Here is a 14,934-nt window from a genome sequence, read left to right on the forward strand (position 1 = left end):
GCATAAGCGCTTCTATTCGAATTATTGTGTTCGGCGCACTCGTGGATCAATAAATACATAAGAAATGTCTACTAGCAAATTGACAATGACGTAGATGATTGCTGAGAAGAATACGACGCCTTGCACGACTGGCAAGTCTTTGGACATGATGGCATCTGCGAGAATACGGCCAATCCCTTGCCTGGAGAAGACCGTTTCAATCACTACTGTACCTGCCATTAAATCTCCGATATGAATGCCAATAATCGTGATAGCAGGAATTAACGCGTTGCGTAGCGCATGTCGATACATGACCAATCGTTCCGATAATCCTTTGGCACGCAGAGTCACAATGAAATGTTCATTAATGACTTCGAGCATAGAGTTACGCACCATCCGAACGATGAAACCCGCTCCTACGAAGCCAAGCGTGAGTGAAGGAAGAACAAGTGTAATGAATCCTTTTGAGCCCATAGCAGGAAACCAGCCTAGAGACACGGAAAAAATGAGGATCAGCAGAATGCCGGACCAGAACGTCGGCATGGATATGCCGAACAATCCGACAATACGAGCTACTACATCAATCCACCGATTGCGGTGTATGGCTGAAAGAACTCCCAGCCCTACACCAATAATCGTGGATATAAGCGTACTAGCTAACGTGAGTGCCAAAGTTGCTGGGAGATGTTTCAGAATTTTGGGCAACACAGGTTCACTATTCAATAATGATTTACCGAAATCGCCATGGATCATTGACATGAAATAATGTCCAAATTGAACATAGAAAGGTTCATTTAGTCCGAGCTGACTCCTTAAATTGGCAATCGCCTCCGGTGACATGGACGAAGGATCAATCATGGAAAGCACAGGATCTCCTGGCAGCACATACAGGATGCAAAATACAAGGATTAAGGAACCAAGAATGACCAGCAATGAAACTAGCAGCCGTTCCGTTAATATCCTGCTCATATCAGTTAGCTCCCTATAGCATTATTTTTGGATAAACGTATCATTAAAGAGCGGGTACCCTAACGAGTCAAATTTCAAACCTTTCACGGTCTTCGAAGCAGCTACCGTATAAGGGAACACATAAATAGGAATGATGACCGCATTATCGATAATTGATTTCTGCACTTGTTTATACAGTTCCGCACGCTTCTTATCATCGGGTTCGATGGCCCCTTGTTCCAGCCACTTATCTACTTGTGGATCTGCAAGGCCGGGAAGACTTGGTCGTGCTTTTGGATCACTTGTATGATAGAAGGCGTAGAGCGCATTGGGGTCTGAGTTTACTTGACTATTTCCATAGATATCATAATCACCTTTGGTATACACAACATTGGCGGTATCCTTCGTAATTTCTACTTCAACTACAATACCCACTTGTTTTAACTGTTGTTGAATAATGACAGCAATATCATTTCGTTTCTCACGGTTAGGCGATCCGTCGACATAATGCAGCGTCAGTTTCTTGCCGTCTTTCACGCGAATACCATCCGCGCCTTTGAGCCAACCAAGTTCATCCAATAATTTGTTCGCTTTCGCAAGATCAGGCTTAACCCCATTTTCTAGCGATGCATCATAACCGAAAACACCAGGCGATAACGGCGACCAAGCACGTGGGTACGTCCCCAGGTAAAGTGTTTTGACAATCGCATCTACATCAATGGCTGATTGCAGCGCTTGCCTAGCTTTTACCTCACCCCAAGGCGCTTTGCGTTGATTAATGAATAACGTGTAAGGCAATCCATTCGTATTGACCTGGTGAACTTGGACGCTGGAATCAGACTTCAATGAAACAATATTCTGCGGGGGAATTGTCTCGCCAGCCAGAACTTGCTTACTTTGAACAGAACCGATCCGAGTCGCTTCTTCCGGAACAATGCTGAAGGTAATTTGATCTAGATACGATTTCCCTTTGTTCTCAACAATCTCTGGCGCCCAGTTATAATCAGAGCTGCGCTTCACTTGAATGGAAGCATTCTCTTCCCATTTCACGAAGGAGAACGGACCTGATCCAACTGGATTTTTACCAAATTGATCCCCATATTTCTTGGCTGCTGTTGGTGATACAATGCCGAGCAAAGCTTGACTTAGGTTACCTAGAAATGCTCTGGAAGGTGTCTCAAGATTGATCTTGACCGTGAACTCGTCGATGACTTCCGCAGATTTATAGGGTTTAATCAACGCTACTGAATTCGCCGCTTTCGTTGCTGGATCGAGAATCCGATCGTAATTGAATTTCACCGCTTCCGCGTTAAAAGGTGTTCCATCTTGGAACTTGACATCTTTGCGTAATTTGAATGTGTAACTAAGACCATCAGGAGACACTGTCCATTCCGTGGCCAGCCACGGTTTAATCGAACCGTCCGGTAATTGTACAACCAGACTATCGTAGATCGTGCGAAGCACTCTCACGGCTACCGCAAGCCCACTGCGATGCGGATCTAGCGAATCCGGGGAAGTTGCCAGCGCATAAGTAAACTCTCCACCCACCACCGCCGCTTGTTTGCCCTCTTGCTTAGGACTCGCTGATTGCGAGGCATCCGAACTTCTATTGTCTTTGGAACCGCACCCTGTTAACACAAGGGCAATAGCTAACGATAACGCACTCCATTTGATCCAACCTTTTGATCTATTCATATCTAACGCTCCCCCTTCATTGGTTCATCCAATTAGTTACTTACAGTCTCTTTCACATAGCGATTTGTTGGAAAAGGCAGCCCCAAATTCCCTCTGAGCGTATCCGACTCATATTCAGTTCGATAAATGCCACGTTCCTGTAGAATTGGAATCACTAAATCTACAAAATCGCTCAAACCATTCGGAACTCCTGATCCAACTATAAATCCGTCTGCTGCGCCGCTTTCGTACCATTCTTGTATGCGATCTGCAACTTGAGTTGGCGTACCGATAAACAAAGGTCTTGGTGTTGCGGATTGCAGAGCGACTTGTCGAAGCGTTAATCCTTCTTCTTGCGCTTGCTGCTTAATGCGATCCGTCGTGCTTTGGAAGCTGTTTTTACCCAGATCACCTAGTTCTGGGAAAGGGGCATCGAGATCATATTGCGTAAAATCATGATGTTCGAAGAACCGGCCAAGATACGCTAGTGCTTCCCCAATTGTCACCAAGCTCGCTACTTCTTGGTATTTACGCTCTGCCTCTTCCTCTGTAACGCCTATGATGGGACCGATACCAGGCATAACAACAATCTCGTCGGGATTTCTACCGAAGCCAGTGGCTCTATTTTTCACATCCTGATAAAAACGCTGCGCATCCTCCACCGTCGGGTGGCCCGTAAAGATGGCATCCGCCTCTTTGGCGGCTAAATTTTTGCCATCCTCTGATGATCCCGCTTGGAAAATAACCGGTCGACCTTGCTTCGATCTACCGATATTAAGCGGCCCCTGTACAGAGAAGAATTCACCCTTGTGGTCTAAACGATGCAGCTTCTCAGGATCGAAGAATTCTCCTGATTGTTTATCTCTTGTGAAGGCATCGTCTTCCCATGAATCCCATAATCCCTTGGATACCTGCAGATATTCCGAAGCAATTCGGTAACGCTTAGGGTGATCCGGATGTTCTTCCAGCTTCTTATTGTAGTTCAGCGCCGAGCCTTCCAGCGGTGATGTGACGACATTCCAACCTGCTCTGCCACCGCTGATATGATCGAGTGACGAGAATTGTCTCGACACCGTGAAAGGTTCACTGTATGACGTCGAAAGCGTTCCAACAAGCCCAATCTTGGAAGTGACAGATGCGAGTGCGGAAAGAATAGTAATCGGTTCAAACCGATTTAAGAAATGGGGAATCGATTTCTCATTGATGAACAATCCGTCAGCGATAAACAGCAAATCAAATTTACCCGCTTCTGCTTTCTGTGCTTGTTCTTTGTAATACTTGAAATTAACGCTGGCATCCACAATCGCATCTGGATGTTTCCAAGATGACATGTTGCCACCTACACCATGAATAATTGCTCCAAGTTTTAATTGTTTCCGTTTCGACATTCTAATTCCTCCCATTCAATTAACAATAATTCCTATTGGTTTAATTGGTATTTAACTTTGTACTTACTGTATCACCGCCAAATGGGACGGTCAATCGTAGATAAAGATGTTCTATTGATGAATAGAATTGTTCTATATAGCCGTTTTTTTCCAATCGAATTCCTGCAATGCATTCAGTACTAAGTGCGAGAAATCAAGGCTGGATTCTTTCAATGTAATAAGAATGGTACGTAAAGAGAGACCGCCTAATGCCTGAATATCAATGGGGACAAGCAACCCTTCTTTTACTTCTTGGCGCACACACAGTTCAGGCAGGAAGGAGATTCCCAAACCTTTGGCAACCAGCTTTTTCGCTGTTTCCAGGTTATCGATTTGGTACTCGATCTGCGGAGGGTGATCCATAGTTGCAAAAAGCCGATGGATCTTCACCCAATCGAGTGATCCGCACTCAAAGAAGACAAGCGATTCGCGGCCTACGTCTTTAATTGTCAGAGGTTTATTTTTCACAAAAGGATGGCTAGGGTGAACAAAAAGACGAATTGGATCCTCGTAAAAACCTAGAATATCTACGTGGGGATGCGTTACATTTCGAACAAAACCGATATCAATTTCTTTATTCAGAAGCATCTCCAGAATAACCTCTGTTGGGGCAGTCGTTACTTTAATCTGAAGGTGAGCGTGTTGGCTTTTAATTCTTGGAAGAATTTCGGGGATCATATAATTGGAAACAGAAACGGTACAACCGACTCTGAGCTCATTGTAGTCTTTATTCACATGTTGGAGCTGTTGCTTGCCCTTCTTATACGATTGGAGAATTTGCTGGGCAAAGGGAAGAAACTGCTTTCCTTTATCAGTCAATGTGAAATTTCTACCTTCTCTCTCGAAGAGCAGGGTGTTCAAATCACGTTCCAACGATTGAATGCGAGCGGTTACGGAAGGCTGAGATAAGAACAACGCATCCGCTGCCTTGTTGAAACTGTTATAATGAATGACATAAACGAAAGCTTCGATATTTTCAATATTCATATGATTATGACTTCCTCTCCCACTTACCCATCATCAAGAACTACGAGAGTATGTTGTATGTAAAGCATCGTCCTGATTATGCAGATAGGTAGATACACCTTCGAACGCTTCCTGTGCATCAATGCCGTCAAGTTGTAACGCAATGGTGGCGTGTTCTCGCAGAGACATACTCCAAGATACGATTCCTAATAGGCCTTTCGCATTCACCTTCTCTCCGTGTGTTCCCAAATAAATCTGACTCGTATATTGATTGGCCATGGTCACAAAATTCAATACACGATCTAGCGTCCAAGGTTGATCCAACGTAAATGTCCAGTCTATTCTCATAAGAACTCCTCCTCAAAGCTAAGTTTTAAAAAAAAGAGACGCAAACATCCCGGTTAGGATGAAGCATCTCCAGTTATCTGGTTGATTCCGATAATTCCGATTAATTTACTTGTATTTAAATTATAGTAAGTCAGACAACCATTTGTCAACGGTCGACTTCATAAATTTCAATCTTTTTGTTATGTAATGTCCCTCAACCATGCAACTGCTGATCCATGCGCTTCGCATTGACGATCTTCCTCTGCCAAGCAGCTCCAAGCAGCGTTACACCTGTCAATAGGAATATGAATTGAATACCAAACCAGCCCCCCATGAACCCACCTAGTAAAGGCCCGACAACAATACCGAATTGACTGGATGATTGGTTTAGACTCACGGCCCTTCCACGGAAATCAGCTTCCGTGTATTTGACGATAAGCACATTCAGCGCTGGAAACACAGCAGCAAAAAACAAACCATAACTGAAACGAAGAATACCAAAGCCAATCAGATGATGAACGCCGAGCTGCAGCAGATTGCCAATACCACCGCCCAGCAAGCCAATGAACAATACCTTCTCATAACCGATTCGCCCGCCGATAATCCCCCACCGAGGTCCCATAATGACCGTAGCTACTCCTACTGCTGAGAAGACAATTCCGGAGCTCAGCGTTGCTTTATCTACACTTCCACCGATTTGCACGACATAGAGTGTCAGCAGGGGCTCCATAATCATAACTGAAGTAGAGACGAGTAAAGTTAACCCGAATATCCCCATCAATTTGGAGTTGCGAGCCGCATGTTTGAGATCCTGAAAAACACTTATACGTGCTTCATCTTGTCGCTTATGAACTTCTTTCACACCGACAAGTACGATAAGCGCAGACATTAACGTAATAATTCCCGAGGCAATGAAGCATGCTCGCAGTCCCATCCAATGACTTAGTACGCCTCCGACGAGAGGTCCGATAATCCCTCCCGCTGCCGTTGATGTTGAAATCACACCGAGCGCGTATCCGACGTGTTTCTCCGGTGTATTCGTGCCAACCAACGCGATGGAAGCAGGACCAAACCCTGCCATGAGTCCTTGAAATACCCGAACCAGGATGAAAGAGAACAAATCAACGACAAAGTAATTGGCAAAATGAGCCAATGCCAAGCCAATACCTGAACGAATTAACATAGGTTTCTTCCCAAACTTATCGGCTAAGGATCCCCAGAATGGCGCACACAACCCACTGATTAGAAAACTAATGGAAATCGATATACCTGACCACATTTCTAGCCTATTATGAATCCCTAAATCATCTTGCAAGAAGATTGGAAAAAAAGGTACAGATAAGGTATATGCGATATGACTAATAAATAATCCCAGCCATAGTATATGCAAATTGCGTTTCCAATAGCGTTCCATTTGTCACCCCTTATGTAAACCTCTAAGCATGAAAAGAACCTTACAGCGCATGCTGTAAGGGATCTGGTAGTAAAGATTCATTCACTAACCTAGTATGGAACGGATGATTGGCATGATATTCATACCGTTAAGCCCACCGGTGAATGGTTCCATACAGTACTTGGAATCTCTCGTCGCAATACAGGCGCAACTTCGGTGGCAAATCGCTCAATCTGTTCGCGCTGCTCAGTTTCGCTCAACCCATCTACACTGATACTGACCACTTGATGCCCGTAGGCTTCATAATAGTTCAGGATCTTCTCGATTACTTGATCTGGACTACCAATCAGGACTGGCCCATTCTTCACGTTGTCCTCCAGATCTTTGAAAGGCGAATTGTTGACCTGAGAGGCTGCTGTTGCATGGAACGCATCGTAATACGGACGAAAGCGCTCAATGGCTTCTTCCGTAGTGTTCGCCAAATACAAGCTGCCAAATCCAGAGCCAACAATAGCTTGTTGCGGATCATGGCCATAATAGGCTAATCGTTCACGATAATGATCAATTAGCGCTTTGTATTTGGCCTGTGGATGAAACGTATTCGAGGAGAAAATCGGTTCACCATATTTCGCTGCCAACTCCGTTGACAATGTGCTTGACGCACTGCCATGCCATACGGGGATATCTGGCTGGAAGGGTCTCGGCTGTGTCGTCACATTATCCAAAGGTGAACGATACCGTCCCTGCCATGTAACATTGTCTTCCTTCCATAATCGTTTCAGGAGTGCATACCTCTCCGCAAGGGATTCCCACTGTTCCTCTTCCGTAATACCGAAAAGCGGATAGTGGCGTGGGTCATTCCCTTTCCCAATGATCATCTCAATTCTTCCACCTGAGAGATGATCGAGTGTCGCATAGTCCTCAGCAACGCGTATCGGATCAAGTACACTAAGTACGGTTACCGTTGTTAACAATCGAATACGTGAAGTTCTAGCAGCAATTGCGGTTAGAACGACTGGTGGGGAAGATGAGATAAACGGTGCACCATGCCGTTCCCCCACACCATAAGCATCAAAGCCCAGTTCTTCAGCAAGAGCGGCCTGTTTCAGCACGTTCTCGAATTTCTGATTAGTTGTTAGGGTTTCTCCGCTTACTGCATTAGGTATATTCATCATTAAGCTAAATAGGGCAAATTTCAAGGCCTACATTCCTTTCTCTACAGAAGGATCAAAACAACGGCACCCTATATTTATCCCCCTCTTCTGAGTAGAGAATAGCCTCCGAATTATACAAATCAACTTGTTTAAGAGATGATTGAATATGCCCAAGCGTCAGTTTATTCGTCTTTAATGCATGGAGTAAAGAAGGGATCTGTTTATGATCCGTACCGATTAAATTCACGTTCACTGTTTCTTGATTGAATTGAATATTCGTTTTATTAATTTCAGCCCAGCGATCCACTTTATTTAAGCTTGTAAGTTGCAAAGATTCCAATAATACGCCCATTCCATATCCACTCCTCATTTTAAAATACGAAAAAGCATGGATTCAATAATCCATGCTTCCGGATGACCAGTCAGCTTCTTAATTCCGATTAATTCAATGTGTTTTATAAGTTTTAAAATATCATTGTTTTGTTTGATTGTCAATAGGAAACGATAGGTAACGCTATTTCAACGGTAGTCCCCTGATGAAGTTGGCTCTGAATAGAAAATGTACCACCATGTCCTTCCACAATCCGCTTGCAAACCATGATACCCAAACCGGTTCCATTCGCCTTCGTTGTGTAAAATGGCTCACCTAACTGAGCTAACCTTTCTTCCGAAATACCTACACCATGATCTTTAACAGAAATAATCAAGCTACGATTGGATTGATTTCTGCACGATATTTGGATTAACCCTCCACCGTCCATAGACTCTATCGCATTCTTCAACACATTAATTAATACTTGTTTGATTTGGTCGGGTATGCAAGTAATGACAGGAATTTCTTGGTCCATCTCCACTTGTATTTGAACGTTATGAAGAAGTGCATGCGGTTGTAAGAAACTAATGACACTCTGAACAAGTTCTATGGGTCTGCATGCTATGTGATAGCTTAGATGCGGTTTGGCAAGCGTCATAAATTCATTGACAACATAATTGATATGTTCAAGTTCTTCCATCATGATATCAACATAGTCTGTATGTTTATATTTAAGTAACTGGACAAACCCTTTCAAGGAAGTCAATGGATTACGTATATCATGAGCGATTCCAGCAGCTAATTGACCAATGAGCGCCAATTTCTCAGACCGAATCATCGTTTCTTCGGACTTTTTGCGTTCAGTGAGATCACGAATCACACTCTGTACTACTGGAAATCCTACATTTTTATACACATAAATGGAAGAAATTTCTACGTCCAAGAGTGTTCCATCTAACTTTCGCATCTTATGCTCAATGAATTCACTGTAGCTGTCCACTTCTGAGTGCATGACCTGCTGAAGACGCGCTACAATGAGATGTTTATCCTTTGGGCAAAAAAAATCATAAATGGATTTTCCTTTGAACTCCTCTGAAGAACCACCGCCAAAAAGTTTACAGCACGCATCATTAACAAACTGGAGGATGCCATCCATATGCAGCGCGATGGGTTCAGGATTGAGTTTGAGCAATTTTCTATACTGATTTTCTCTTTCTAGTAGCTCCTCTTCCGCCTTTTTCTTCTCACTAATATCCCTTTCCACACCTACAAATCCGATGACTAAACCTTCTGCATTTTTCACAGGGGAAACCGTGACATTCGCATAAAATGTAGATCCGTCTTTTCTAAGTTTAAGCGATTCGAAATTCTTAATTTCTTCGCCGTTAATTAAGGATTGATATAGTCTAAGTGCATCTTCTTTGAATTCGTCAGGCGTCATCGGCAAGACTTGCCCAATAGCCTCTTCCCTCGTCCACCCATGTAACTCTTCAAATTTCGTATTCACCTCTAGCACCGTTCCATTTACATCAACGATTACGATACCGTCAGAAGTTAAGTTCATTAAGGAATCTATTACATATTCTTTTAGTCTCATGAGTAAACGTCCCCTAATTTAAATGAGTGCTCTAGTTTTGAATTCTTCTCCTATTGGTAAAATCCTCTATTGTATGTACTTTATTTTGAAGGTTTTCCAGCCAACACGAAAAGGCAGCCGCTCTCACGGCTACCTCTGTCTTGGTTTCTATTTCTTTATAAGAAATTTGTATAATGCTTCCGCCGTTTCCATTCGCAAAGCTGTGGAAGACGGAGAGAAGCGCTCGTTCGATACACCTGAAAGAATTCCTAGCTCAATTGCCTTATTCACATCTTCTACGGCCCAGGTAGAAATGTCACTATGATCCGTATAGTCATCCAGTTTACGATCGATTGCCTTGTAACTGCCGTTGATATATTCGTAAGCTCTGACTAGCAAGATCGCCATCTGTTCACGTGTCATTTCCCCATTCGGGTCGAAGGACTGTTCCGTAACACCTGAGATCAGATCAGCTCCACTTGCTGCAGCAACATCTTGGGCATACCAAGCATTTTCCTGGACATCTTCGAATTTCGGAGTCCATGCTGCCTGTTTCTTCAAATGTAAGGAGCGAACTAATAACGCAGTAAATTGTGCTCGCGTCGTTATCCCGTTGGGATTAAATTCCCCCAAGGTCATGCCTTCAATGATATGCTTCGCAGACAATACTTGCACAGCTCGAGCAGCCCAGTGTGTGTCAGGCATATCATCAAACTTCTTATTATACGCCAGTACAGCGTAAATGCCTGGTTGATCTGGCGTGAATGTGGCTTTATTAGCTGCTGTATCTAGGGTACCACCAACATATTCCCAGTTCCCATTGGCTTTATTAAACTTATACACACCAAGCAGTTCCGGATCTGCACCTGCAGGATCGAACGGCAGAACGACGTCTACGCCAGATTGGAAGTCATTTGCCGACCACGTTTCACCATCCTCAGAACGAATGCGGAGTGTAAATTCAATCGCCTGACTTGCTACACGCATGCGAACAGTAGGATCCAATGTACCTGCATGTACAATAGTTGGCTCTGTTATAGGCCGCGCCGTAATCTCGAGCGAAGCTTGGCTGCCATCGCCAACTACTACTCGCTCCTTCAGTGCCTTCATCAGTTCAGGCTGAATGATGATCTGAGCTGTCACGCCGTTAACTTCTAGCGGAACACCCGGAATCTGCTTCAATGGCACGGAGACGGTATCCTTGTCATGTTCCATTTCTACCGTAGCTTTATCATCTTTGATGGTGATGATTGTCGGCTTTTCCGATGGTTCAGGTTGTGTTGATTCTGAATCTATTGGTTCAGGATTCGTTGATTCAGGATCTGTTGTGCCTGATCCCGTTTCTTCTTCAGGAATCAATTGTAAGGAGACCTGCTGCGATTTGCCCATCGTATCCTGTACATTCACTCTGAATTTCAAAGTAGGGTTGAGCGATACAATTTCGATCCGACTATCCTTGCTAATCACTTGCTGAACAGGCTTGTCTAACGCGATCTCGATGAACCCATTGTTCTCCAGCGTAGGATCAGCAACTGCGATCTCATATACACCCGTAGCTTTGTTCCCTTTCAACATGACGGATGCTTGACGATTGGAGGTCAAACCGTCGACAGTCGTTACTTTATCCTTCCAAAAATTGAAGCCCGTCACCCCTAGCTTGTTTTCGCGAACCGCTTGAGCGTCCTGTGAATTAGCCAGAACCGTATAATCCGGAGAAGAAGCATACGCAGAAGTTTCGGTCTTGCTCGCATTCGGCAGGATGGCATATTGATAGCTATCTTGGGTAGGATTCGAGCCGTGATCAAACCACATGGTCAAATAATTATTTTTTAAGAGCTCCGTCGGTACCGTTGCTTCAGGCGGATTACTTAAGCTCGTATCCGAATATCTCCCTTCTTGTTCCGCACGCATCAGTTTAAGTGATTGTATACCTGGAAAGACGTAACCGATATCTGCACCATCCACATTGCCTTGCAAATGAACCCATTCCGGATGTTCCAGCGTTTCTTCTCCGAAATAACTATTCTTGGGCTCCCCATTTACCATGAGTTCATTCGTATTGGTCGTAGACAGCTTGCGCTGGTCTACAATTGTCTCTACGGTTTTATTATCTGTACTAGTAATATCTGAACCTAAGGCAATAATCTCATTGTCAAATGCAAACCACGACTTATTCGCTTTCAACTGTGTGCCGTTTTGGATTAAATTCATGCCAGTAACCCCATATTTCCCTAGCACTGCGCCACCGGCCCAAGCATTGGCAGGAGCGGATTCTCCATCGCCATATTGGTACTGATCGGAAGTTCTAGGTCTTACAACGACAGTTGTACCTGGCAAGCGATACCAATTGAGGGTTGCCCAATAGTTATCCGTGTATTGCGATAGGTCATGATTGTACAGATAAGTCATACCATCGCCGGTATACCAGCCTTTCGCATTTTCACCATTTGTCAACTCATAGGTTACGATTCGTTTAGAACTCTTGCTTACGCCAAATAAATAATCATCACCGACATGTATGCTCCGAGCCATCGCATTCATCTCGAAGTGTTCTGGAAGCTGGGCTAGGGGTTGAATCGATGCGTCTTCCATCCATGCTTTAATCCCATCTGCCAAATCGAGAGGAAGTTGGCTATATGTCAGCCCTCGAGCCAGAAGAAACTGGAAGTGATATTTAATGAAACTTTTTAAATACGCAGCCCTCTCCACTGAAGCCGTTTGCGCGATACGGGACATACCAATTAGTATGTTTTTAGCCGATCCATACGCATCTAAACCTTCCCGAACGATCGCACGCCCACGCGTCATATCCAAGATCTGTCCTTGGTACATGACTGGCGCATATCCTTCTTGAATCCATCGATACACATGCTCTAATTCAGGAACAACAGGCTGCCACGTGCTCCCATTCAATAACAGCAGCAAATTCCCCATGCCACTAATGAGCACTTCGCCATAACTACCCGTATAAGCGACCTTACTATGCTGAATAAACGAACCATCCTCATAGAAACCATCGCCAGTAGTCACATAATCAAAGAGAGGTGTCAATCCATCACGCGCCTGAATAAGACGATCATAATTTTTCTCAACTAGCCCCATTCTCGTTTCAATTAGCATAATATCCGAACGATTCGCCCCTACCTGTGTAAATGTAGGTGAACTAACATCGCCAATGTAATGATCGATACTCGCTGTATTTCGGGCAATTTGTTCCTGCGTCAAATCGTCGTACATGAGGACGAGGATATCTGCTAATCGTGTGGGTATCCCGATATCCCAGTTCCACCAATTCCCGAATTCCACCCCTGTATTCGTATATAAATGGTCTAACATCCAATCCATAGCTTGAATAATGTCAGCCTTTAACGCAGGATTGTTAGAGAGAAGCGTTCCCCTCGTTGCATATGCCTGTGCCATCGTTTTCAAGCGTGAATAGTGATCAATGACGAAAGTTGAATCCGATGCAGAAGTCACTAAATCCGTCCAAAGTGTTGGACCCGCCCCGTTTACTTGCAGGCTATCCCAATACAATTGGGCTTTCGCGGCATTGTCATCAATTCTGCTCTTAATTTCACTGTTTGTAATGTCTAATGTGTCCTTGCCAGTTATTGTTTCCTTCCAGCGAATTCTAAGGGTATCGTATTCTTGTGGATCCTCCAGCACAGGAGCCTTAACTTCAATCGTCGCAGAGTCTTGCTTCCCATTGGATGAGGTGGCCGTTATGGTGGCCGTGCCTACTTTCAATGCCCTGATTTGCCCATTCTCATCAACGCGAATACGACTGGGATTATTGGATTGCCATGTCAACACGCTATCTGTCGCGTTGGCTGGCTCTACGGCAGCATTCAACTGGAAAGTCGTATAATTGGTCATTTGTACCGGCGCATTCGTAAAGCTTACACTTACAAGGGGAATAAATGGCGTTACAGTTACCGAAGTATGGCTAGTAAGAGCTCCGTTTAATTCCGATGTAGCTGTAATCGTTGTATTGCCTGCAGCAATTCCGGTAACTACCCCATTCGTATTAACCGTGGCAACATTCGAATCGGATGACTGCCAGGTCAGCTTCTTGTTCGTCGCATTATCCGGTTGGAATACCGCTTGTAAGGGAAGCGTTTTTCCTGCAACTAGAGAGGCTTGACTAGGTAAGGTAATCGCTTCTAAAACCACAGGTTTGACGACGGTTATCGGAATTATTTTCTTGAATGCGCCTTCATAAGTGCTCACCGTAACGCTTGTATGTCCTTCCTTATGTGCGCTAATCAAACCATACGTGACAGAAGCGACCGTTGGATCGTCCACGTGCCATATGAAACGTTGATCAGACGCATCTGCTGGTAAGGTAGTAGCCGTTATGGTGGAGCTGGTCGTCTCTGATAGTTCAAGCGAATCGAGTGAAGTGTTGAGACCTGACACCGGAACATAATCCGCGAGTTTAAGATCATCGACATAGAACTCACCTTGTACGCCACTTTTAAAATATTGATACAAATAAATGTGCCTGATATTCAACCATGCCCCTGGAAGGGAAGCTTCTCCTAGCAATTGATCATTGGCAAAATAGGTTACTTTCCTCGCTGTGTTATCTACGAACAGTTTCAAACGATACCACGTATTTGCCTCATAATTGGTTAGCGTGACATTATTCGCATCCTTTATTTTCCCCGTGTTATCAAATGAAAGGACAGAAACATTCGTTGTTGCTGTAGCTGGAACAGGTGCATTTAAGCTCCGGAATTGAATATCTCTGCGATGCTGAGTGCTATTCATATAGACTGACGCTTCAAACACAAGTTGGCCTGCAATCCCACTATTTCCGGCTACAGTTCCGCCCAAATTGTTTCTACCGGTGTTTAGGTTCGCCGTGTTGGAAATCATTTTGAGACTGTAATCCTCACGCAAGGGGGCTTGCGTCATCATCACATAATCTGTATTTGCGGCAGAATTATAAGTCCCCCAAGCGCCTCCAATCGTACCGGTGTAGGTCGTTCCATTGTAAATCTTCGTGTTCTTGGGTGTTGCACTTTCATCATAATTCACGCTAACATGAACCGTTGTTGCCGCTTCGGCGGGTGGTAACCCACTTAGACCAGGACTTATCCACAATGAGAAGAAGATCACAAGAACCAGTGTACAAGCCACCCATTTTTTACCATGAAATTTCATACTACGCC

At 44.2% G+C, this 14,934-nt stretch carries 10 protein-coding genes; all 10 read right to left on the bottom strand.

The window, feature by feature from the left end; all coding sequences use genetic code 11:
* Nucleotides 1–21 precede the first annotated feature (21 nt).
* The 10 genes from AC58PV_RS00580 to AC58PV_RS00625 all read right to left on the bottom strand — a co-directional run bounded on the left by AC58PV_RS00580 (nt 22) and on the right by AC58PV_RS00625 (nt 14,926).
* Nucleotides 22–948 carry an ABC transporter permease gene (locus AC58PV_RS00580; RefSeq protein ID WP_497430350.1) on the bottom strand — a complete coding sequence of 309 codons (927 nt, stop codon included), beginning with the start codon at nt 946–948 and terminating at the stop codon, nt 22–24.
* Nucleotides 949–969: 21 nt separating this feature from the next.
* Nucleotides 970–2,622 (bottom strand): ABC transporter substrate-binding protein, encoded by a 1,653-nt coding sequence (locus AC58PV_RS00585; protein WP_497430351.1) that lies wholly within the window; start codon nt 2,620–2,622, stop codon nt 970–972.
* A 32-nt stretch (nt 2,623–2,654) separates the two neighbouring features.
* On the bottom strand, nt 2,655–3,989 hold the full coding sequence (locus tag AC58PV_RS00590; protein WP_497430352.1) for an LLM class flavin-dependent oxidoreductase: 1,335 nt from the start codon (nt 3,987–3,989) through the stop codon (nt 2,655–2,657).
* 132 nt (nt 3,990–4,121) lie between these two features.
* Nucleotides 4,122–5,015, bottom strand: a complete 894-nt coding sequence (locus tag AC58PV_RS00595; RefSeq protein WP_497430353.1) for a LysR family transcriptional regulator — start codon at nt 5,013–5,015, stop codon at nt 4,122–4,124.
* A gap of 33 nt (nt 5,016–5,048) precedes the next feature.
* Nucleotides 5,049–5,342, bottom strand: a complete 294-nt coding sequence (locus AC58PV_RS00600) for an HPr family phosphocarrier protein (protein WP_497430354.1) — start codon at nt 5,340–5,342, stop codon at nt 5,049–5,051.
* A gap of 193 nt (nt 5,343–5,535) precedes the next feature.
* Complete coding sequence (locus tag AC58PV_RS00605) at nt 5,536–6,735, bottom strand: MFS transporter (RefSeq protein ID WP_497430355.1); 1,200 nt, start codon at nt 6,733–6,735, stop codon at nt 5,536–5,538.
* A 119-nt stretch (nt 6,736–6,854) separates the two neighbouring features.
* A complete protein-coding gene (locus tag AC58PV_RS00610; protein ID WP_497430356.1) occupies nt 6,855–7,913 on the bottom strand; it encodes an LLM class flavin-dependent oxidoreductase in 1,059 nt (352 codons plus the stop codon).
* 28 nt (nt 7,914–7,941) lie between these two features.
* Entirely contained in the window at nt 7,942–8,220 is a 279-nt protein-coding gene (locus AC58PV_RS00615; protein ID WP_497430357.1) for a hypothetical protein, read from the bottom strand.
* Between the two features lie 139 nt (nt 8,221–8,359).
* Complete coding sequence (locus tag AC58PV_RS00620) at nt 8,360–9,778, bottom strand: PAS domain S-box protein (protein ID WP_497430358.1); 1,419 nt, start codon at nt 9,776–9,778, stop codon at nt 8,360–8,362.
* 147 nt (nt 9,779–9,925) lie between these two features.
* Nucleotides 9,926–14,926 carry a polysaccharide lyase family 8 super-sandwich domain-containing protein gene (locus AC58PV_RS00625; RefSeq protein WP_497430359.1) on the bottom strand — a complete coding sequence of 1,667 codons (5,001 nt, stop codon included), beginning with the start codon at nt 14,924–14,926 and terminating at the stop codon, nt 9,926–9,928.
* Between the last annotated feature and the right edge of the window lie 8 nt (nt 14,927–14,934).

Source organism: Paenibacillus sp. J22FR83, assembly GCF_059691955.1.

Bases quoted from the DNA above. Each gene is read 5' to 3' on its own strand.
- AC58PV_RS00605 (WP_497430355.1), bottom strand. From the start codon at position 6,735: ATGGAACGCTATTGGAAACGCAATTTGCATATACTATGGCTGGGATTA.
- AC58PV_RS00585 (WP_497430351.1), bottom strand. From the start codon at position 2,622: ATGAATAGATCAAAAGGTTGGATCAAATGGAGTGCGTTATCGTTAGCT.
- AC58PV_RS00615 (WP_497430357.1), bottom strand. From the start codon at position 8,220: ATGGGCGTATTATTGGAATCTTTGCAACTTACAAGCTTAAATAAAGTG.
- AC58PV_RS00625 (WP_497430359.1), bottom strand. From the start codon at position 14,926: ATGAAATTTCATGGTAAAAAATGGGTGGCTTGTACACTGGTTCTTGTG.
- AC58PV_RS00595 (WP_497430353.1), bottom strand. From the start codon at position 5,015: ATGAATATTGAAAATATCGAAGCTTTCGTTTATGTCATTCATTATAAC.
- AC58PV_RS00590 (WP_497430352.1), bottom strand. From the start codon at position 3,989: ATGTCGAAACGGAAACAATTAAAACTTGGAGCAATTATTCATGGTGTA.
- AC58PV_RS00600 (WP_497430354.1), bottom strand. From the start codon at position 5,342: ATGAGAATAGACTGGACATTTACGTTGGATCAACCTTGGACGCTAGAT.
- AC58PV_RS00580 (WP_497430350.1), bottom strand. From the start codon at position 948: ATGAGCAGGATATTAACGGAACGGCTGCTAGTTTCATTGCTGGTCATT.
- AC58PV_RS00620 (WP_497430358.1), bottom strand. From the start codon at position 9,778: ATGAGACTAAAAGAATATGTAATAGATTCCTTAATGAACTTAACTTCT.